Here is a 21,478-nt window from a genome sequence, read left to right as displayed (position 1 = left end):
TATTGAATGATCAATCGCGCCAAAATCATGCGGAATCGCGCAAGGAGGGGGATTAAGCTTGAACAATCAAGGAGTTGCCATCTCCATGGTCTATCCGATCATGAAGACGATCGTCCACAAGGGATACGATACGGAACAATTTTGCCGCTTCGCCTCGTTCGATGCCCGCCTGCTGCAGGACGTGGATGCCCGCATTGAGCTGGAGGAATTGGAACGGCTCATGCTCGCGGCCGCAAACTTCACAAAGGACGAGCATTTTGGATTATATCAAGGGAAGATGATGGAGTTTGTCGATATGGGCATTCCCGGTTATGTCATGATGCATTCCCGCACCGTTGCCGATGCGCTTGAAGCATATCAGAGATATAACGTCATCTTATATAGCGGATTCCATCTGGATTGGGAGGTACGGGGGAACGATGTTTACATCCGGATGTCCGTACAGCCGGACGGACGGATGTCCCGCCATTGCGTGGAGGATATGGCGAGCTCGGTATACCGGTTGATCGGCAAGCTTAGCAATCGGCACTTTGCCCTGCATGAGGTCACGTTTGCGCATGCCGCGCCGGCCGATACAAGTCCGTACATGCCTGTATTCGGGACAATGCCCCGGTTCGGAGAAACGGACAACGCGATGTGCATGAGCAAGGACGTGCTTGACAACCCGGTGCTGTATTCCGATCCCCGGCTGCTGGGCATATTCGAGACGATTGCGCAGGAAACGAGTGCCGGGCTGACGAATGGCGGCACGTTTGCGGAGCGGGTCGTTCAGTGGATGAAATCCTGCATGCCGTCCTATTTTCCAACCTTGCAGCAAACGGCCGAATCCTTCGGAATAAGCACGCGAACGCTTCAGAACAAACTGAAGCAGGATGCCACTTCCTTCAATGATTTGACGGCCCGCGTACGCAAGGATTTAGCCGTAGGCTACTTGAGGAAAGGGGATTACTCGGTCGGCGATATCGCTTACGCGCTGCATTTTTCGGAGCCAAGTGCTTTTCAGAGCGCGTTCAAGAAGTGGACGGGGCTAACGCCGGGACAGTATCGGACACAAGCAAGGGAAGAGCGTTCGTCCGATATCGTCTCGTAAGGCGGGCGTGCATACACGCCAAGGAATTATGATGGAGGTACCGTGCGCCCTCCGTGCCTTATCAATAGCTGCAGGTATGATGACGTTACGATGTGATCCGCTTATCCGGTACCGCAATCGTCACGACTAGAAGGAAGAAGGTGATGCAATGCGAATGTATCTGCCTGTTCAACCCCCCTTACTTGCGCGCGGTCGGTTGGATGCCAATTACCGGTATCGGGAGTTTAAGCCAAGCAGAGTACTGGAACCTTTCGTTGCTTGCTATTGGACACTAAACTATCATGCATCGGATACATTTCATCTGCACCGTATCATCCCGGATGGATGCGTAGATATTATTTTCGATTTACGGTCGCCATCCTTAATCAATGGAGCTTTTGTCGTGGGATTGATGACACAATATGAAGCGACGAGCTTGTCGGCAAGCCGCTCTTTGTTCGGCATTCGTTTATTCTCAGACTCTGCGCGTCATGTTACTGCATATGCTGTGTCGGAGTTCATCGACCGGAAGGTGTTGCTTGATGATCTATGGGGGCAGGAAGCATCATTGATCACGGAGCGAGTATGTACCGCCGGGGATGTTTCCGACAGGATCGAGCGTGTTGAATCGAAATTGGTTGACTGCATTCGGTCAAATGAATGCATAGCCGATCATCTGCTGCGGCAGAGTATGCAATACATGTATGCTAGCCGAGGGACGATATCGATTCCTGCTCTAGCGGATAAGCTGAGCTATAGTGAAAGAACGATAAGGCGAACATTCCAACAGGAGCTTGGTATCAGTCCGAAGGAGCTTTCAAGCATCATTCGTTTTCAGAATCTGCTGCGGGAGCTAAATGGCGGCACGCGGTCCCGGCTGACGGATCTTGCCTTGAAATACGGTTACTATGATCAGTCCCACTTTATCCGACACTTTAAGCGCTATTATGGACTGGCTCCCAAACAAGTCATCGAATAAGCTCCGCGTTGCAAATACATGTCCGTTTTTTACAATTATTCATGGTTGAAATAAGCGATCCTTACATTAAGGCAGCAATACTATGAATCATGGAGGCGTGAACGTATGATGAAGCCGCGAATAACCGTCCTTACTCTGGGCGTGGATGATTTGGAGAGATCGTTGGCCTTTTATCGAGATGGACTGGGGCTGCCGACGGAAGGGATCGTTGGCACGGAATTCGAGCACGGTGCGGTCGCCTTCTTCGACTTGCAGCACGGCGTGAAGCTGGCCATCTGGAATCGCAAAGATCTTGCCCACGAGACCAAGGTCCCTCTGGGCGCGACAAGTTCAACCGAAATCACGATTGGCCATAATGTTAGCAGCAAGGACGAAGTCGATCGGGTCATGGAGCTTGCGCGAATAGCGGGAGGAACGATAACGGATCCGGCTCATGATGCTTTCTGGGGCGGGTATTCCGGTCATTTCATGGATCCGGACGGACACCTGTGGGAAGTGGTCTGGAATCCTGCTTGGGCAATCGAAGAGTAGTATATTGCACATAACACGCCGAGGAGGCGTGTTTCTTTTTTGTTCAGAATGATCGTTTTCACGTTACGCTGCTTATCCGGGCGGAGAAGCTAATTAGCCGCTCGAGATGATCGGGACAAGCGGACTTTGCAGCCTATACAGGTTCCGTATCTACGATTTCGCATCAAGGGAGTGTCCATCGGTTCCCGGTCGATTTGGAATTTCGCATGTGCTATACTGTTTATCATATAAACAATTTCACTCGAAGGATCGGCGCGGATATAGAATCGACGGGCCGGATTCGTGAGATACAAGGGGAGAATGCAAGGCATGCAGAATGACGACCGATTGGATGAAGTTATAAATGACTTGCCCCATGGCGTGGCACTGAGCTGGGGGTTCGTCAAGCAGTCCACAAGAGGGCCTAAGGGCGAGCTGAGCATCAAACAAATCGTCGATGCAGCGATCGCGATCGCCGACAAGGACGGACTTTCGGCTGTTTCGATGAACCGGGTTGCCCAATCGTTGGGCTATTCCACCATGTCCCTCTACAGGTATATCACCGGCAAGGAAGACCTGCTCATCCTCATGCAGGATGCGGCGTGCGATATTCCGATACCGCCGGATAACCCTGACGCGGATTGGCGTGAAAACATGCGGGAATATGTACAGGCTACCATTCAAGTCTTTCGGAAGCATCCGTGGATGGGCGACATCCCGATTCCCAGTATTCCGACGACGCCGAACAATCTTCAAGTTATCGACTGGGCGCTCCGGTTCATGCGTGATTTTCCGCTCAATGATTATGAGAAAATGTCGATCATCCTGCTGTTAAGCAGCTACGCGAGATCGTCGGGGATCATTCAGCGGGACATGGACCGCGCCGTTCAGTCGGGCACAAGCCCCGAAACCTTCAGCGGGTTTTATTATACCGCCGCGCTGAAGCGGCTCGTCAAGCCGGAACGCTTTCCGGACCTGCATCCGGTCGTCGCTTCCGGCGCATACACCGGGGAGAATGAGAGCGACAATACGGTCGGCAACGACTTCGATTTCGGTCTGGAGCGAATACTGGACGGCATCGCTTCTTACCTCGAACGCAAGGAGACGCCTTAACCCGGGTGAGAATGGATACCCATCGGGTACAGAAAAGAACCTTCAGTTCCACGAATATCGTGGATTGAAGGTTTTTTTTGCACGACTTATTTAGGGAACGTTAGCTTCATGCAACGCCGGTGAACCCATCTCCTTCACCTGCGAGCGGCTTTGCGGCGGAATGCCCACACGCACAACACAATGGATAGGAGGAGGATAGCCAGGCACCACAAGGAGGCGATCCATGCGCTGTGCTGAATCGGGGTGCCGGTAAGCAGTCCGCGGATGGTTTCGATAACCGGAGTAATGGGCTGATGATCCGCGACTCCCCGTAACCAGACCGGCATGGTGCCCGTCGGGACGAAGGCGCTGGAGAGGTAAGGAAGGAAGAGCAGCGCGAATCCATACCCGCTCGCTGCCGCAGGACTTCCGCTGAGCAGCCCGATCGCTGCGAATAACCAGGTGAAGGTGAGAATAAATAGGGTAATGACGCCTAACGCCCCGAGCCATTCCCAGCCATTGGCGGAAGGCCGGAATCCGATGAGCATCGCGGCGCCGATCACGATGCCGGTTGCCAGCAGGTTGCGGGCGAGGCTGGCGGCTACATGCCCGGTTATAACGCTCAGGCTGTGTATCGGCATGGTCCGGAACCGGTCGATGATGCCATTCGTCATGTCCTCGGCAACGCTCACGGCGGTTGACGACGATCCGAATCCGGCACATAACAGAATGATGCCCGGCACGACGTAATTCACGTAATTGCCGACGGGGTCGATCGCGCCGCCGAATACGTAGGTGAACAACAATAACAGCATGATCGGGAGCATAATGGCCATGAGGAGAGCTTCGGGGTTGCGCATGCTAAGACGAATGGCGCGGCCGATGAAGACGGCATTCGTGGTAACGAAGGATGCGGACTTAACCGGATATTGCGGATTTGTCATGACGGGATTCCTCCAATTGTCGGGATGTCAAAGCCAGGAACACGTCATCCATACTAGGCTTGCGAATGCTCATGCGCGTATGACCGGGGAGTGAAGATATAAGTTCGTTAAGGGTCTGTCTGATATCGCGGATGCTGCCGCTTGTCGGGACGACCCGGATGATTTCCTCGTTCTCGTCGCGCAGTTCGATCACCTCGCCGCCAATGCGCGATTTCAATTCTTCGGCGGTACCGGTCGCCTGAACGCGGCCGCCCGCAATGACTGCGATCATATCGGCCAGTTGATCCGCCTCTTCCAAGTACTGCGTCGTCAGGAATACCGTTATTCCGCGTTCCTTCAGCTTCAAGATGATATCCCATAACGCCCGCCGGCTCGACGTATCGAGACCTGTCGTCGGCTCATCCAGGAACAGAACCGGCCGGTCGATCACCAGGCTGATGGCGAGATCCAGCCGTCGGCGCATACCGCCCGAGTAGGTCTTAACCCGCTTGTTCGCCGCCGATGTCAGGTCAAAATGATCGAGCAGATCGAGGGTCCTAACGCGGGATTCCAAAGCCGTAAGCCCCGATAGCCTGCAAAGCATCCGCAAATTCTCTTCGCCGGTGAGCATCTCGTCGACAGCCGCGAATTGTCCTGTGAGGCTGATCGACCGCTTCACATCAAGCTGATCAGCCGCGACATCGTAACCGGCGACTTTGACCGATCCCTCGTCCGCGGCAACAAGCGTGGTCAGAATATGAATCAGCGTCGTCTTTCCGGCCGCGTTGGGACCGAGCAGCGCATAGATCGTACCCGCCGGAACTTGAAGATCGATGCCGTCAAGCACAACCTGATTGCCGAATTTCTTGCGCAAGCCTTTAATCTCAATGGCCCATCTGCTCATAGAGAAACTCCTTTCGAATTCAAATAACTGTGGATGTTGTAAACAGTATATAACGTATGTAGTAAATTCGCAATACGAAATGTTTGCAGTAGAGACGCTTCTAAATAAACGGCCAGGAAGCTGTGCCAGACGCCGTCCGCTTGTTGCGCAAACAAATCGTCAGCGGAACAACGAGTGAATATGCGGAAAAGAGACGGGCAAGCGCCCGCCTCTATCTGGATGTCATCCTCGCGAATCAAATCTCTATGCGATGCCTACAACGGCTGGCTTATTCCGGATACGATGCAGGACATAACGAGCTCGGCGGGAACAATTGGACCGCAGCTCCCAGTGCGGTGTGTCGTTGCAAGACGGCGGTCGACCACATTTGATTAATAGATAACGGACATTGGTTCCGTTAATGATGCATTCAAAGAAATTTTCTGCATGTTGCGGACCTGAGTGCCGTTATTTGGCTCAAACTAGACTGAATCAATGGACCCGAGTGCAAATAGCGTATCTGACGGTTCAACCCCCTAATATTGGACACTAACCACGCTCATACTACCGAAATTACATCATAGCGCAATTTCTTTCGGTTTTAGTGCTCCGGAGGTAACCAAACGTAAGTATTCTTTGGGAGGCCAGTCTTTAAGACTGCCGTGAATACGATCATTGTTGTAATAACGAATGAATCGATCGACCTCAGCAAAAGCTTCTTCGTAACGTTCAAAGCAATTGCGGAGGTAACATTCCCTCTCCAAAATGCTGTGGAACGATTCAATATACGCGTTCTTATTTGGCGTTTGGTTCGGGATACGCTCATGCTCAACGCCTGCCTGCTCACAAAAGGCATAGAAGGCTTTGCTAATGAACTGAGGCCCATTGTCCGTCCGAATCACCAGCTTGTCAGCTTGCTCATGTATGTTGCGTTTCAGTAAGGCTTTTTGTACCGTCCTTATGACATCACTTGTGCTGCATGTTTTGCCCCGATGGTACGCCACAATGGCACGGTCGAACACATCGATGATGCTTGCAAGGTAGAAGTGTCGGCGCACTCCGGCGATATACCCGTACTTAATATCCAACTGCCACAGTTGGTTTGGTCCTGTAACGGTCCGGTTATTCGCGATCTTTTTGGGTACGGAATGGCTTGTTTCTCGCTGTGGAGCAAGTAGGTGAAGTTCCTTGCAAAGCCGGTACACTTTCTTCTTGTTGATGACCAACCGGTATCTCCGACGCAACAAGACGGTCATTTTCCGGTAGCCAAAAGATGCGTTGGGCCCTTGAAACAGACGTCGTAAATACGTCTTTATCCGAATATCGCTGACAACTTTTCCTGTTTTATCGTACGAATAGCCCGGAATCGAACGTCCCGTACTTACAGGCTTCCGCCTTTCAGGATGCCGCAAGTGGTAGTAATACGTGGAGCGAGGCACATCACAGATTCGTAGCACCGTCCGAACGGGATGACCTCGTTCAATCCATGCTAGCGCTGTCTCCAGTCGGGGTGCTTTTTTTACCAGCTCTCTTAATATGCTGAGCTCTAATTCCTTCTCACCCAGCTGCTTGATCGCTTGGTCATATCGTTGCTGGAGCTCCTCCAGTTCGGCTGCATCTTGCTTTAGTTTTTCTGCATCGTCACGTTTCTTTGCCATCAGTTCGTCCACCTCATCCTGGTATTGCCGGACCCAGTTACTAAGCGTTTTTGGGGACATTCCGTGTTGACGTGCTACCACTTCTGTTCGATAACCGGATAACACTTCAACCACTAACTCCTTCTTCACTTGAACGGGGCACCGAAACCGTCTCTTCATGAACCTTCACCTGCTTATCTATTAGTGTATCTGAAGTGGGTGAAGTGTCCAAGTGGATTAGGGGGCTATATAGCTGATGTCCGCAACATTAGTAAAATCAGCCGAAATTCTGCAATAACGAATGCTATGTCCGTAACGTACGCGGTCGGTCCATGAGAGCAGTTTATTTGCGAAATAACCGCCTCAGGCGGCGCAAAAACGGTTCAGTAATATGTGTGCAAAGCCGCCTTAGCGCTCAAAGCATTACGTAAATAAATTAGTACAATGCCGCCTTAGTGCTCAAAGCATTACATAAATAAATTAGTACAATGCCGCCTTAGCGCTCAAAGCATTACATAAATAAATTAGTACAATGCCGTCTTAGCGGAGAAATTTCATTACAATGATACGTGCAAGGCCAACTCAGGCTATTCAACCATTCAAAACAGTAAAGTGATATAATTTGTGTTTTACCGCCTTAGACTGCTCAATTCTGCACAATATGAGAACGTGAATCACATGCTGCTCAAACAGTCGAAGCTACAGACACAACTTATAGGTTCGAGAGCGTTGTTGTCCGCTTGCTGCCTTCAAAATTTGAAGTTCTACCAGCTTATGCAAGATACGCCTTGCATGCCGGTCGCTTACTCTGAGGTGATGGGCGAGCTCCGAGGGAGTGAATGGCCGGAGTATGCGTCTTGCTAGTCTTACGGTTTCGGCTTCCAAACACGTTAGTTGCGAAGGGACATCGGACGCAACGAACTTCCCGATAAAAGCAAGGATAAGCTGCTGGCATTGTTGAGGTTCATCAGTAATAGAAGGGTAAGCGATAGGCAAGAATATCCAGCCATCCAGCGTTAACAGGCAATGCCGTCTGCACAGATCCTTAAAGCGTCTCACATCAAGATCTCTAGCGTGAGCGCCATATCCCTGAATCTCTATTCCTCCTTTTGCGTTTCCTGGCATGTAGGCCAGATCCAGATACCGGTAGCCATTGTTGAAGTCGCGCACTTCCCATTCCGGCAACAAATGGTTGAAATGACCGACAGCGGGAAACCATACTAAACGCAAAAATTCCGCCGTTCCGTGCCCAAGCCCTTTTATCAGCAATTCTCGTCTCCTGTGGTTTTTCTCGGCTTCTATATTAGCCTGCATCCATTCCTCATACATCTGTTCGAATTGCGACACGATAACCACCTCTCCTCCTCTGCAATATAAAACGCCGCCCCATGCAATCCATCCCATCAAAGGAAAGATTGTATGAAAGCGGCGTGTTCTTCACGACCAATATTCGAGATACGGTTATAATTGTGTTTCCGGGCAATGTGACAGATCTACAAATCAACTCTACGTGCTCCATGCCTGCAATGTCAATACAATAATTAGGCAGAACCGACTATAGTAAACATCGATGAGGATATAGTTACGGTAGTATGAGTGTGGCTAGTGTCCAAATTTAGAGGGTTGAACCGAATTTGATGAATAAATGTGGCCGCTGCAGCTGCCATTACAGAAGTGGCATGCCAGCAGACTGGTGCAGTCGGCATCGGCGTTTGTTTGTTCAGTTGAGCAATACGACCTGTGTGATAACGGACATCAGATCCGCTATGTGTGGCAATTTCGCCCAATATTTATTATTACGGACATTGGTTCCGCTATTGCTTCGGTTCATGGCAAATGATTACGCCATCATCTCGAATAACGAATCGTATGTCCGCAAGCCGGCTTAGAAGAGGGCAGATTGGACTATAGCGGCTCTCATGTCCGTAAGCAAGATGGAGGTAGAAGCTTCAGAGTTAAGGACACTGCGTCGTAGATCTAGAGAGGATCTTCGTAACCGTAAATGCTACCAAGTTTGAGGTGACAAGCAGGATGCCGTCAACATCAGCGACAGTTTTGAGGTGACAAGCAGGATGCCGTGAGCATCAGCGACAGGACGAAAACTATGATACGTTCTTGCTGGAAGCCGACGAGATGACCGGACCTTGGAAGTTAGCGCAGTATTGGGGAAATTTCGGGCCTGTGGCCTATTTCGTTAACTGCCTTCCAAATTCATCAGCGATGATGGCAGTACCGCTTGGCTCTGCTACTCAGGTAACTGGGATGAGAAGCATCGTTCTGAGAGCCCGTGGCGCTTGTGAAGGGAATGAAAAGCCAGCAATAACATTTAGCACCAAGCGTTAAAGTGAACCCTTTAGCTCGATGATTGGAAATAATCTAGGGTGATCCGATGGATGCTAAGGGGTGCATTTTTAGCTGCGCCGACGGTGATTAATGTTATGAAGTATTTTGTGTAACCTGCTATAATGGAAAACGTTACAAATAAAACGAATCATTGAGGTGAAGGAATGACAGAAAACGTAAATTCGCATCAACCGACTATACACGGTTATCATGCGAAGGACATCAAGAATTGGAGCCCGGAAACGGACCCGCACGCCAAATATTTGCGCTCTCGTGTTCCGCTGGCGAAACGGATTACTCCGTTTGCGGCAACACAGGCCAATCCGGGGTTAAGCTCGAAGCCGCAAGTTATGAACTTAGCCCCTGATTACAACAACATGAAGACCGGGTATAAATACAATGATACGTTTTGCTGCAATCTGCTGAAATTTTGGCAATATACCGATTTTTACGGCTCGTGGCACGGTGTGCCGGTAACCGGTTCCGATATTGATTCTCCGGACTACGGCGTCATTAATATTCCGAATCCGGCCTATACCGACGCGGCCCACCGCAACGGCGTATTGAGCCTTGGATGCTGGTTCTGGCCAAGGGAAGTTCAGTTCTCGGACTTGCTCGAGCAGCTGGCGGACGGTTCTTTCCCGGTGGCGGATAAAATGATCGAGATGGCCGAATATTTTGGCTTTGACGGCTATTTCTTCAATCAGGAAGCGGCGGTTTCGCCGGAGGATGCCTCGAAGCTGCTCGAGATGGTCAAATATTTGCGCAAAAAAGCGCCGGCTCATTTTCATATTCAATGGTATGACGCGATGCTGCCCGATGGATCGTTAAAATATCAAAATCAATTTAACGCAAAAAACTCGCCTTGGATGATCGATAACGGCGAACCCGGCATTCATAGCATGTTTGTCAATTATGCATGGAACGAGAAGAGAATTAACGATTCCGTCGAATTCGCCAAAAGCCTAGGACTTGATCCGTATCAGGTGCTGTTTCCAGGGACGGAAAATTATAAATACGCTTACAATCCTCCCTACGATACAAGAGCGATTTTCCCGGAAGGCGCCGAGCCGCGAACGAGCTGGGCTTTATTCGGCACCGATTTTACTTGGGACCGATATTCGAACAAGTTCGATCCGGACGATCAGGAAGCGGTGCATAAGCGGGAAAGACTGTACTGGTCGGGCCCAACGGAAGATCCGACCGACCGCATTGGGCGGACATTGTATGAACCGTACCCGGATCCGTTTCACGAAGTCGATCCTTGGGAGTACCGGAAGTGGGACGGCGTCGCGCATTACATTCCGGAACGCTCGGTAATCGGCGGATACCCGTTCGTTACCCGGTTCAATACAGGCCACGGGAGAGCTTTTTTCGTAGAAGGCCAAGTTTCCAGCGCGAAGGAATGGAATAACGCCGGAATCCAGGATATTTTGCCAAGCTGGCAGTGGTGGGTTCGAAGCGGCGGCTCCGAAGCGCCTCTTAACGTTTCGTATGACTACAGCGTTGCCTATAACGGTGGCTCTTCATTGAAAGTTTCGGGTACGCTCGGTCCGGATAATACGACGGAAGTGAGATTGTTCAAAACAAAACTTTCCGTATCGCCGGAAGTGGGCTTGTCCGTAACGTATCGAACGGCCGCGGCTGCCGCAACGTCGAAATTAAAGGTTGGACTTCTGTTCGAAGACGATCCATCCGATTTCGTCTGGCTGGAAATCGGCGGCGGCACAAACGCAGCATGGAGCAAGAGAACGGTTAGTCTGGAAGCCTACTCGGGTAGAACGATCGCCGCGATTGGTCTCGGATTCGAGTCAACTGCGAAATCATCCGAGCATGCCTTCTATATCGGCGAGCTGGCTCTGAACGATGCGCCTGCGTCAAGACCTGCCGCGCCAACGGGCTTCCGGGTGGACCAGGCTTATTTCAACGACAACAAAGCGGAATTATTTTTGTCATGGGATTTTGCTTCGTCCGGCGTCTGGTATTACGAGATTAACCGGTTGAAATCCGATGGCGGCAAAGAGGTTATCGGGAGAATATACGATGAAGTGTATTATGTGAAGGGACTGGAACAAGTCGGCGGCGAGCCAACGGCTGAGCTTGAGCTGACGGCGGTTGGCTTCGACGGTACGGCGAGCGATCCAGCACACGCGCAAATCAATTTTTGTTAATAGAATGGGGGCTGTCCCGGAAGGTCTTCGTCAGACCCAAAGGATAACCCCTGTTTCGGTAGTTTAATTGTATCGATGATCGCACTAAAGTACTGTTATCGTTACCTGCTCAAACGAATAATCCGGCTTGCACGTGGTATTCGAGTTACGGTTTTCCGCAGATGCCATAGAAGAACATCTGAACCATCCCTTCCAGGAAGTTATCCATATCCCCGCTTTGCGCAGCCATTTCCAGGATCGTATCATACTGATTCATATAGAGTTGAATGAACGCCAGGACGTTCTCGGCGGATACGTTCTTTGCAATTTCGCCGCTCATTTTTCCTTCTTCAATGATTCGAACGGTCCAAGGGATCGTTTTCTCCTTATATAGCTTTTCGACATAACGGGCTAATTCATGATCCTCGATCATGAGCTCCTTGATCACACCGGGGCGCAGCTCTCTGTAGGCTTCTTTCTCCATGAAAATAATATGCTCGATCTTATCCTTCAACGAATGGTTCCCGTTCATATACTCCTCGAAGTCGCGAATGGCTTTATCCACGAAGTTCACGAACACTTCCCGAAGAAGGGCCTCTTTGCTGCCGAAATAGTTATAGATCGTCACCTGTGAAACGTTAGCCCTCTTGGAAATATCTGCGATCCGGATCCGCTTGGGTTCCAGCGTCTGGAGCATCTCCATGGTGGCCTTCATGATTTTTTCTTTTATCCGATTGGCTCTTCTCTCGAATCCATTCATCCCGGTTCACCCTAACTCCATTTCTTTTGGCACCGCTCAGCTACTAGCGCGCGTTGTGGCGTCGCATGACGGTTGACTATTATGGATTTAATGAAATAATTCCATAAATATATTTCATAAAATCCGTTGACGAAACGGTCGCTCAGGAATATTATAGCATATATGAAATATGTTAATAAGAATATTTCATTTCTTTATTATTGGAGGTGGGGTCGTTATGATAGCCGTTGAGCAATTGACGAAGACATTTTCGAACGGGAAAGGAATATTCGACGTATCGTTCGCAGTGAAGGAAGGCGAAGTATACGGCTTTTTGGGACCGAATGGAGCGGGGAAGTCGACGACGATCAGACATATTATGGGCTTCATGAAGCCGGATAAAGGACATGTGAAGGTGAACGGGCTGGACACGTGGAAGGAGCAGGGGAAGGTTCAATCGCATATGGGCTACCTGCCTGGCGAAATCGCTTTTATCGAAGGAATGACGGGGAAGTCGTTTCTCGATTTCATGGCTCGCATGCAGGGGGTGAAGGACCTGTCCATGCGCACCCGCCTCATTGACCGCCTGCAGTTCGACGTTCATACGCCTATCCGAAAAATGTCCAAGGGCATGAAGCAGAAGGTCGCGATCACAGCCGCGTTCATGCATGATCCTGCCGTCATTATTCTGGATGAACCGACGTCAGGACTCGATCCGCTCATGCAGAAGGTGTTTATTGAAATTGTACTGGAGGAGAAGGCGCGGGGGAAGACGTTCCTCATGTCCTCCCACAGCTTCCCGGAGATCGAGAGAACTTGCGACCGGGCGGCGATTATCAAGGACGGCGCCATCATGGCCATCAAGGATATTCACGAGCTTCAGTCCATGCAGCGCAAGCTGTTCGAAGTGATCTTCGTCCATCATGCGGATGCGGCATCATTTATGAATTCGGGTCTGTCTATCGATTCACACGACGGGAACCGGGTAAGGGTGGCCATCCAGGGCGATTATGATCGTTTCGTGGAAGAGGCGGCAAAATACAAGGTACGCAGCATCGACGTTTTCACCCAGAATCTGGAGGATGTCTTTATGAATTACTATGATAAGAAGGGGACGACGCCATGAATGCCACTTTATATAAGCAGATGCTCAAAGTGAACATAAAGGGCTTTATGAATTATTCATTCGGTTCTGCGTTCTACATTCTGCTCATGTTCTGGTTGTATCCCGGTATCGCCAGCAAAACGGAAGCCATCGACGAGCTTGTCCAAGCGATGCCGAAAGGAATAGGGAAGGCATTCGGACTAAACGGGTTCGGCAGTGCGGAGGCGTTCATCTCAGGGGAATATTACGGACTCATTCTGGTTCTCATCCTGTCGATCGTATGTGTCCAGTTATCGACGCAGCTTATGGCAAAACTAGTGGATCAGGGCTCCATGGCTTATTTATTGTCCACCAAGGCGACAAGGGGGCGTGTCGCTTTTACGCAGGCGGCCGTGTTGGTTACGGGACTGTTCCTGATCATGGCGATTACGACCATCGCCGGTTTTGCCGGAAACGCATGGTTTCTGGGGGCTGAGTATGCGCTTGATACTTCTACCTTTATTCGGATGAATGCCGCGGCCTTCTTGCTCTTCTTTGCTGTCGGAGGAATCTCCTTTCTGGTGTCCTCGCTTTCCAATGACGAGAAGAAGGCGTTTGGCATTTCCGGAATGATCGCATTTGGTTTCTTCAGTTTGGATCTGCTGGGCAAACTCAGTGAAAGCGTCGATTGGATCCGAAACCTCTCCATCTATTCGCTGTATCAGCCTGGCGAAATTATTAACGGGGAAGATCTCTTGCTGTCTTTCATCCTGCTGGCCCTGATCGGACTGATCTCGTTCAGCCTGGCCATTCTGCTATTCCGCAAACGGGATCTGCCCTTATAACAGCAGCTGCGTCCGGATTATCTGGGATAATAGGAATATCCCGGATATTTAACGACAGGCCACTTCTCCTTCCTGAGCGAGCCCATCAGTTCGGGGGAGGCATGGAGATTATGACGGACCAGGTCCTTCGGCGTGAGCGCCATCCATTGATTCAATGATATATCGGCGAAACGGTCGCTCTTGAACATCTCCAGAAACCATAGTGTTTGATTGCCTGTGTTCTGCACGTAATGGCCAAAGGCATATGGAACATAACCGACGTCTCCCGCACGGTAATCGAATGTGCGCGCAGCTCCGTTGCCGCCAAACACCGTCATCCGGCCTTGTCCGGTAAGGTAATACTGCCATTCGTCATTATTCGGATGCCAGTGAAGCTCTCTCATTGCGCCGGGCTCGATCGCCACCAGTGCAGCTGCAACTGTTTTTGAAATCGGGAAATTGGAGGAATCCGCGATTCGTACGCATCCTCCGGGCGTTTGTATGGGCGATTGGGCCAATAGACGATGCTTGAAGCTGAGCGGGACGGTTCCGTAAGGGGAGTCGACCTTCTGACTTTCAAGCGATCCCGGGACTTCGGACTGAAAAATATAGACCTGTTCGGCGGGAATGGTATCGAACGCATTCGCGGGCACGCCGAAATTGGCGGACAGGACGTCCTTCGGGGTGTGTGCGAACCAATCCGAGATCGACAGCGTATTTAAATCCGAGAATTTACCGTCATCAAACACGAGCAGAAATTCGCAGCCTTCCGCTAGGCCTTGAATGGAATGCGGCAGTCCTGCCGGAAAGTACCAGAGATCGCCCTGATGGATATCGGCGATGAAATTCCGTCCATCTTGGTCTACAGCTGTAATCCGTGCGCTGCCCCAGATCATATAAGCCCATTCGGCCTGCTGGTGCCAGTGCAGCTCCCGGACGCCGCCAGGGGTCAGGCTCATATTAACGCCGGCAAGCGTAGTCGCAATCGGCAATTCCCGGACCGTAATTTCACGGGACCAGCCGCCGTGATTCAGCTGCATATGCGTGTCGGAGAAGGAGAATTTGAGATTCGGAATCAAGCCGGAATCCGTAACGGGCGGAACCAGCATATCGGGATTTTCCCTGTCCCGCATAATATCCCTCGGGCCGTAATCAGGCGCTCCGGTACCATCGCTTCGGATCGGCTGCGGAACCTGATTGGGCTTGTGATGTGAATTGTCCATAGCATACCTCCCATGATGAAGAGCACAACTATGTTTATGTACTCCGGCTTGGTTATTATGAGGAGGATTTAATTCCCTTTCGACCGTATGAAGGGAAAGATTAAGGGGCTGCTTAATAGCCATATTGGCTAGCGGGCAGCCCCAGTTCGTTGGTGGGTTCCTGGCACACGCCTCAATCCCCGCACACACCCGCGCAGCGTATTACTGGCGCACATCCATCATTGAACGGTAGCCATCTACCAAATATCATTGGAGTACCATATTTTGGTATAATGATGGTGATCTGCCCGGATAGGAATAATAGGCTGCTCAGCGCCTCGTCGGTACTGTTAACAATTGTAGGATCATCGCAATCGAGAAGAAATCGGCTCCCCGTAAATTTGTTAACATGAAACATAAGGAAACCATCAACCACTCCCGGAGTAAAGGAGAAAATAATTAATGTCCAAGGAATTATGGCTTAACCTCCCGGTTAAAGACGTCAAGAAGTCCAAAGAGTTCTACACCCGTATCGGATTTTCCTTGAACCCTCAGCATCCTAATACTGATGAGGCGGTCAGCTTGATCGTAGGGGATAACAAGGTCGTCGTGATGCTGTTTCCGGAATCTACGTTCAAGGGTTTTACACGAAATGAAATCGCAGATACGAAGCAGGCAACCGAGGTGTTAATATCAATCGGTGCGGACAGCCGGGAAGAAGTCGAAGAATTGGCGAAGAAGGCCGCTGAAGCCGGAGGCACAGTTTTCTGCGAGCCGGAAGGACAAGGCTGGATGTACAGCGCAGGGTTCGCCGATTTGGACGGGCATCGGTGGAATGTGCTGTATATGGATATGAGCCAGATGGCCTAAGTCGAATGCTGGTGGAACAGATGTTAAAAGAGACCATCTTAGGATGGTCTCTTCGTGTATGGTCTAAGTCATAACTAACGTGATGCGGAGGCCATCAGTAAAGGCGGACGAACCGAGTAAAGCTACCAGAAACGGTGTGGCTCAAGGGACCCGGGGGCTGCAATCTTTTGGAGTCACTATCTTACGATGCTGACAATTTGATTGCGGCCGCCTCTTTTGGCTTGATATAAAGCTTGGTCCACGGATTGAAACAATTCATTAAGAAGAGGTCGGTTTCTTATGGAATGATCCATCGTGAACGTATGTATGGATAGCAGTCCTATGCTTATCGTTATCGATAACGAAGGGGATCCGTTGCGGACGGTCATTTCATTCGACTCGACTCTGGATTTGATTCGTTCGGCTACAATGCTTGCCTGAGCTGGGGTCGTATTCGGCAAGTAGATGATAAATTCTTCTCCGCCATAGCGAGCCAAAATGTCTGTCTTCCGCAGCGAGTGTTTGATCGTATCCACCGTATTGCACAGTACTTCATCGCCAACCAAATGACCGTAATTGTCATTGACTAATTTGAAATAATCGATATCGAACAGTAGGATCGCAAACGGTATGTGGTAACCCATATTTTTGATCACTTCACGCTCTAACCTCTGTGTCAAGTAAAGTCGATTATAACAACCGGTCAAAATGTCGGTGACCGCCATTTCTTCGAGTTTTTGATTGGTTTGAAAAAGTTCGTTCTTAATCTCTCTTAAAGCTTGGTTGCGATTCTGCAGGATATCGTTCTGGACGCTCGTCTCATCGATGAGACGGCGAAGCTCGCTCATATCCTGAAACGTTATGATTCGTCCAACCTTCGTACCGCCAACCATGATCGGAGAGGCATGGATACGGATACGTGAACCAACATATTCCGGATAGGTAACTTCTATTTCTGTCATCTCCAGCGGACGATTTTGGTAAGCTTGAATGAATAATTCCGTTGCGCGGGCATATTTATCGCCTTCTTCTCGAGGGAGAATGGCTGCGATCTCAAAATGGTCACCTGCATGCAAGGCAACATTGGGGGGAAGCGAGTATTGATTGACTTCAATAACGGTATCACGATCATCAAGTACTACAATTCCAAGCGCTACCGTGTTGATGACATCCTTATGAGCGATCTTCACAATATCGAATGCCTTATCACGAGTAATGGCAATGACAAAAAATACAGCAGAAACCAGAATGCCAAGCGATGTCAGCCCCGGTATGTCAGGCAGAGACTGGGGATAAACAACATAGAGGAAGATATCGGATAAAGTGAACACCGTCATCACCAGCATCCCTTTGAGCACCTGCATGACTTGTTTTTGCAGACGTGATGCCTTGTGGGATACTAAGGTTAGAAACATGATATATAGCGATACGAGAACATAACCGATTAAGATCGCAATAATAAACCAGAACAGCGGTCCGTAGTCTCTCTGGATGTAACCGCCCTGTAGAGGCTGAACGAACATGCCGTTCGGATTTATGATCACGGTGAACGCTGCCAATAAAGCCGGAACATACATCGCCAAAGCACGCTTTCTTCGTACGAACGAAGACCTACCCGTTAGGAATAGCGTGAAGAGCAGCCAGCCAACGGCGAACAGCGACATATCTACAAATGCTAGCTTTACATAAAATAACTGAACCGTGGCGTTATTTGTTGCTTTTATGGCAAATTGGCAGAATGGCCACAGCATCATGGAAAAGTGGAAGGCTAAATAAGCTTTATGCAGGTTCGTGATGGTAACAGAAAGAAATACATAAGCAAATAGAGCAAACAACAAGACAAACAACAAGAAGTCGTTCCATGCCATAAGACCCAGCGTACAGCACCTCCAGCGTGATCGTAATTCATTGGTATATTATGGGTGGGTCAACAGCATTACATTAATTACTAATATATAAGCAGATAGAAAATAAAACAACCTCATTAGTGCTGGGATTGCCTGCCCAACGCCAGCCCGGCTCCGGCCTGTCTTCACTAATTTCACTGTTCTTCGACCGCCGTACCGCGAACCAAACAGGGAGAAGCCGTTAGGTATCCGTTAAAAAACGAAGGTACAGCCGCCAGCGGCTGTACCTTCGTATGGTTAAGGAACTAATGATGCTTAGTTAGAATCGGCTATCTTCTCAATTACCTGGCTGTGTGCTTGCGACCAGATCGTTCTTGTCCGCTTGCCGCCACTTGCGCTTCAGCATCTCGATGAACAGCCCGCCCACAACGGAACGGTTACGGAAACCAATACACTTCCCGCTTACGGTATCGTACCAGTCTGTAACCGGTATCCTGCTTGGCGATTCGTGAAGGAACGTCCAGACCTTATCGATGAGCGCGGAAAACTTGTCAGGCGATTCGGTCAGCGAAGCCGCCCATAAGATCCAGTCAATCTTCGTATATGTTTCCCGGCTGTCCAGCGGCACGCCGAATCGGTTCTGCAATGCGATGTAGCGCTCGACCTCCTGCTCCTTCAGCTCTTGAGGGAACAGGTTCACGCCAAGCAAGCTGTCCCAAACCATATTGTACTTCAAGCTCCATGTGCCAGGCTTGTCAAAGGTCAGCTTCGTCTTCATGCTTAACCCGCTGTCCGTATCGTCGCTGGAATCGAGCGCTTTGTCCATCCACTGGCTCGCAAGCGCTGCGGCCGATTCGCCGTATCGGGCTTGCTCGGCGGTCCGGCCGGTTTGTCCGCACAGCTGCGCATACGCGGCGATGCCGACAATGGCTTTGACCGACAGGTTGGCGTTATGGGCCAAATGTCCGGCAAAGTCGTCGGTGCAAAGCTGATTCTCCGGATCGAGCCCGTGCTGCAGCAAATAATCGGCCCACTGCGACAGAAGCGCCCAATGCTCCTCCGCGAACGAGGCGCTGCCTTCGGCTGCGGCCACGGCGGCCGCCATGACGAGCATGTTGCCGCATTCTTCGATCGGCATCTGGAACTCAAGCTTATTCTCGCCATATACTTGACCGTTCGCCTTCGGGTATTGTCCGACGTCATGCGGCGCAAATTCGAACTTCCAATCTGCCGAAGCGGCATACCGGAAAATCGGGCGCATCATGCCTTTGACGAATTCGGGATTGTAGAGCAGGTATAGCGGCACCGACGGATAGCTGACGTCGACCGTGCCGATGCAGCCGTTGCTGAAGTTCTCCTTGGAGAGGAACAGGATGCCGTCGTCCTCGTCCTCCACGAGCTTATGCGCGGCGATCGATTGCCGGTAAGCCAACGCGAGTATGTCGGCGTAACGTTCGCCGCCGCTCGCTTGAGCTTCGCGGACGAGCGATTCGTCGAACGCGGTACAGCGCGCTTTCACCTCGGCATAGCCACGGATCGCCTCCGCGACCGTCTGCTCGATCGTTGCGCCGTTTCGGCGCCAATAGGCTGGGAGCGAGCGGCCGAAATATTCGATTGCGGCAATGTCGTCGTAGGCGAGCGCGACCAAGCAGCTCTTCGGCTCGATGCCGACGGCACCGAGCTCGATCGCCGCTGCGATAGCCGGATATCCGTCGCTGACGGCGCGCGGCATGGCCAGGCTGGTCTCGTCGGCGATTGCGCCACTAGCGGCAAACTGCCTGCGCAGCTCCTCGGCGCTGCCGATTGCGGTCGATACGGAAGCATAGCCGCCGCCGTTTGCCGCCAAGTACAGATATCCCCAATCGATGCGCGTATCGTCGCCGGTCTTGCCAAGCACCGGCTGCTGCTCGCTGCCGATATAAGGCATATCGGCTGCCCCTTCCAGCGGAAGCGGCTGGCGGCCCCAAACGACGGACTGATCCGGCGTATCGATGGCCCATTCGCCGGTGGCATCCCAATAGAGGATGACGTTATGATCGGCGCCGTCGATCGAACGGACGTCGACGGAAGCGTACGTTACAGGCCGTGACAGCAGTTCAAGATCGTCAAGCAGCAGCGGCGTCGTAAAATCGACCGTCAACCGGATGCCGCCGCCTTCAAACGTAAATAACGTCGATGTCGGGCGAACGTTCAAATCGGTCTGCAGTAAAGCGGGAGGCTCCTCAATGGTCCGGGCCGCATCCGCTTGCTCTTCGGTTGCAGCTGTATCTTCACCCGCACCGGCTGTGCCCATAAACCGCCATACGGTTCCATCTATGGATAAGAGTCCGGTCATCGCATGCCGTTTGCCGGTCCAATGGCGGGTGACGTCGTCCGTCAATTTGTCGGCCATCGACCAGACATTGAAATAAGGATCTACCGTTACGAGCGGAATAGCAGGAGGTCGCAGTTTCATTCAGACATTTCTCCTTTGATTAACTTTTAGATTAAATAGATAGGTTTGATTACGTAATAAACACAACTTTACTATAGGTCGTCCACGTATATAAGTCAATAATAAAGTTCACTATTTAACTTTAATGTTACCTAATGAGTTTGGTGGGCTAGTTTCCTGCTATACGTCAATTGACGGATCCTACACATGGCATGTCAGAAAAGCAATTCATAAGAAACCAATATTTCTTTTATATGTTATACTTCTGTCCGGATGAGGAAGCGGCGGTTCGCAATGATCCGCTGGCTCTACTGACATCATGGTATGTATTCTATTACTCTATATAGAAAGATCATTATTCATCCGCGGCGGATATTTATTATTCTATCTGTGACGGTTGTTGAAAGTAATCGATGTGAAAGGAGCTGCAGTTATGACGGCGAAGAAGACTGCGAAGCTGTCCGGCCATGAACAAGTCATTGATTTTTTGAACAATCTGGAGCATCCCCTTAAGGATGAAATCGAGGAAGTTCGAAAAATCATACTAGGGGCGAATGAAGAACTTTGTGAGCATATCAAATGGAAAGCGCCGAGTTTCTGTTACGACAATGAAGACCGGATAACGTTCAATTTGCATGGGAAAGGGTATTTCCTGCTTATTTTTCATTGCGGAGCGAAGGCAAAGGAACATGCAGGCGAGGCGCGTCTGTTAGAAGATCCAACAGGACTGCTGGACTGGGTTGCCAAAGATAGGGCTACAGTGAAATTTACCGATATGAACGATGTAGAAGCGAAGAGAGAGAAGCTCGCCGTAATAATCACGAAGTGGCTGGAGGTCACGAGCCCGTAATAACAACGCTTCCGGCTGGCATGCGGTGAATGCATCCCAGTCGGTCAAGTGAATCCATTGCAA

At 50.6% G+C, this 21,478-nt stretch carries 17 protein-coding genes; 9 read left to right on the top strand and 8 right to left on the bottom strand.

Annotated elements, in window-relative coordinates:
• The first annotated feature begins 58 nt into the window (after positions 1 to 58).
• The 4 genes from L1F29_RS23630 (at position 59) to L1F29_RS23615 (ending at position 3,671) form a co-directional block, all read left to right on the top strand.
• The gene (locus L1F29_RS23630) at positions 59 to 1,090 is read left to right on the top strand and encodes an AraC family transcriptional regulator (RefSeq protein ID WP_258384494.1); all 1,032 of its coding nucleotides are present in this window, start codon (positions 59 to 61) and stop codon (positions 1,088 to 1,090) included.
• A 148-nt stretch (positions 1,091 to 1,238) separates the two neighbouring features.
• Positions 1,239 to 2,048, top strand: a complete 810-nt coding sequence (locus L1F29_RS23625; protein ID WP_309252332.1) for an AraC family transcriptional regulator — start codon at positions 1,239 to 1,241, stop codon at positions 2,046 to 2,048.
• A gap of 108 nt (positions 2,049 to 2,156) precedes the next feature.
• On the top strand, positions 2,157 to 2,579 hold the full coding sequence (locus L1F29_RS23620; protein ID WP_258389784.1) for a VOC family protein: 423 nt from the start codon (positions 2,157 to 2,159) through the stop codon (positions 2,577 to 2,579).
• Positions 2,580 to 2,888: 309 nt separating this feature from the next.
• Positions 2,889 to 3,671, top strand: a complete 783-nt coding sequence (locus tag L1F29_RS23615; protein ID WP_258384493.1) for a TetR/AcrR family transcriptional regulator — start codon at positions 2,889 to 2,891, stop codon at positions 3,669 to 3,671.
• 134 nt (positions 3,672 to 3,805) lie between these two features.
• Here the strand turns inward: L1F29_RS23615 and L1F29_RS23610 are convergent, their stop codons facing one another.
• The 4 genes from L1F29_RS23610 to L1F29_RS23595 all read right to left on the bottom strand — a co-directional run bounded on the left by L1F29_RS23610 (position 3,806) and on the right by L1F29_RS23595 (position 8,440).
• Complete coding sequence (locus tag L1F29_RS23610; RefSeq protein ID WP_258384492.1) at positions 3,806 to 4,594, bottom strand: ABC transporter permease; 789 nt, start codon at positions 4,592 to 4,594, stop codon at positions 3,806 to 3,808.
• Positions 4,569 to 5,477: an ATP-binding cassette domain-containing protein gene (locus tag L1F29_RS23605; RefSeq protein WP_258384491.1), complete on the bottom strand. Its 909-nt coding sequence runs from the start codon at positions 5,475 to 5,477 to the stop codon at positions 4,569 to 4,571. Before L1F29_RS23605 ends, L1F29_RS23610 begins: the two co-directional genes overlap by 26 nt.
• A 557-nt stretch (positions 5,478 to 6,034) precedes the next feature.
• Complete coding sequence (locus L1F29_RS23600; protein ID WP_258384490.1) at positions 6,035 to 7,273, bottom strand: IS3 family transposase; 1,239 nt, start codon at positions 7,271 to 7,273, stop codon at positions 6,035 to 6,037.
• Between the two features lie 519 nt (positions 7,274 to 7,792).
• Entirely contained in the window at positions 7,793 to 8,440 is a 648-nt protein-coding gene (locus tag L1F29_RS23595) for a transcriptional regulator (protein WP_258384489.1), read from the bottom strand.
• Between the two features lie 1,160 nt (positions 8,441 to 9,600).
• On the opposite strand from L1F29_RS23595, the gene L1F29_RS23590 reads away from it, so the two are divergent.
• Entirely contained in the window at positions 9,601 to 11,607 is a 2,007-nt protein-coding gene (locus L1F29_RS23590) for an endo-beta-N-acetylglucosaminidase (protein WP_258384488.1), read from the top strand.
• A gap of 145 nt (positions 11,608 to 11,752) precedes the next feature.
• On the opposite strand, the gene L1F29_RS23585 is transcribed toward L1F29_RS23590, so the two are convergent.
• Positions 11,753 to 12,346, bottom strand: a complete 594-nt coding sequence (locus tag L1F29_RS23585) for a TetR/AcrR family transcriptional regulator (RefSeq protein WP_258384487.1) — start codon at positions 12,344 to 12,346, stop codon at positions 11,753 to 11,755.
• A 217-nt stretch (positions 12,347 to 12,563) separates the two neighbouring features.
• On the opposite strand from L1F29_RS23585, the gene L1F29_RS23580 reads away from it, so the two are divergent.
• Entirely contained in the window at positions 12,564 to 13,451 is an 888-nt protein-coding gene (locus L1F29_RS23580; protein WP_258384486.1) for an ABC transporter ATP-binding protein, read from the top strand.
• A complete protein-coding gene (locus L1F29_RS23575; RefSeq protein WP_258384485.1) occupies positions 13,448 to 14,254 on the top strand; it encodes an ABC-2 transporter permease in 807 nt (268 codons plus the stop codon). Before L1F29_RS23580 ends, L1F29_RS23575 begins: the two co-directional genes overlap by 4 nt.
• A gap of 17 nt (positions 14,255 to 14,271) precedes the next feature.
• On the opposite strand, the gene L1F29_RS23570 is transcribed toward L1F29_RS23575, so the two are convergent.
• Positions 14,272 to 15,456 (bottom strand): oxalate decarboxylase family bicupin, encoded by a 1,185-nt coding sequence (locus L1F29_RS23570; RefSeq protein ID WP_258384484.1) that lies wholly within the window; start codon positions 15,454 to 15,456, stop codon positions 14,272 to 14,274.
• A 441-nt stretch (positions 15,457 to 15,897) separates the two neighbouring features.
• Between L1F29_RS23570 and L1F29_RS23565 the strand changes: the two genes are divergently transcribed.
• Positions 15,898 to 16,305 carry a VOC family protein gene (locus tag L1F29_RS23565; protein WP_258384483.1) on the top strand — a complete coding sequence of 136 codons (408 nt, stop codon included), beginning with the start codon at positions 15,898 to 15,900 and terminating at the stop codon, positions 16,303 to 16,305.
• 176 nt (positions 16,306 to 16,481) lie between these two features.
• On the opposite strand, the gene L1F29_RS23560 is transcribed toward L1F29_RS23565, so the two are convergent.
• Together L1F29_RS23560 and L1F29_RS23555 are read right to left on the bottom strand one after the other, a co-directional pair.
• Entirely contained in the window at positions 16,482 to 18,152 is a 1,671-nt protein-coding gene (locus L1F29_RS23560; protein ID WP_258384482.1) for a histidine kinase N-terminal 7TM domain-containing diguanylate cyclase, read from the bottom strand.
• A gap of 316 nt (positions 18,153 to 18,468) precedes the next feature.
• Entirely contained in the window at positions 18,469 to 20,586 is a 2,118-nt protein-coding gene (locus L1F29_RS23555) for a glutaminase family protein (protein WP_258384481.1), read from the bottom strand.
• Between the two features lie 412 nt (positions 20,587 to 20,998).
• Here L1F29_RS23555 and L1F29_RS23550 point away from each other — a divergent pair, with 412 nt between their 5' ends.
• Positions 20,999 to 21,415 (top strand): DUF1801 domain-containing protein, encoded by a 417-nt coding sequence (locus tag L1F29_RS23550; RefSeq protein WP_258384480.1) that lies wholly within the window; start codon positions 20,999 to 21,001, stop codon positions 21,413 to 21,415.
• Positions 21,416 to 21,478: the final 63 nt, after the last annotated feature.

The organism is Paenibacillus spongiae, assembly GCF_024734895.1.
GTDB lineage: Bacteria > Bacillota > Bacilli > Paenibacillales > Paenibacillaceae > Paenibacillus_Z > Paenibacillus_Z spongiae.
Note: the sequence above shows the minus strand (reverse complement) of the source record. Positions and strands in the feature narration are given on the sequence as shown.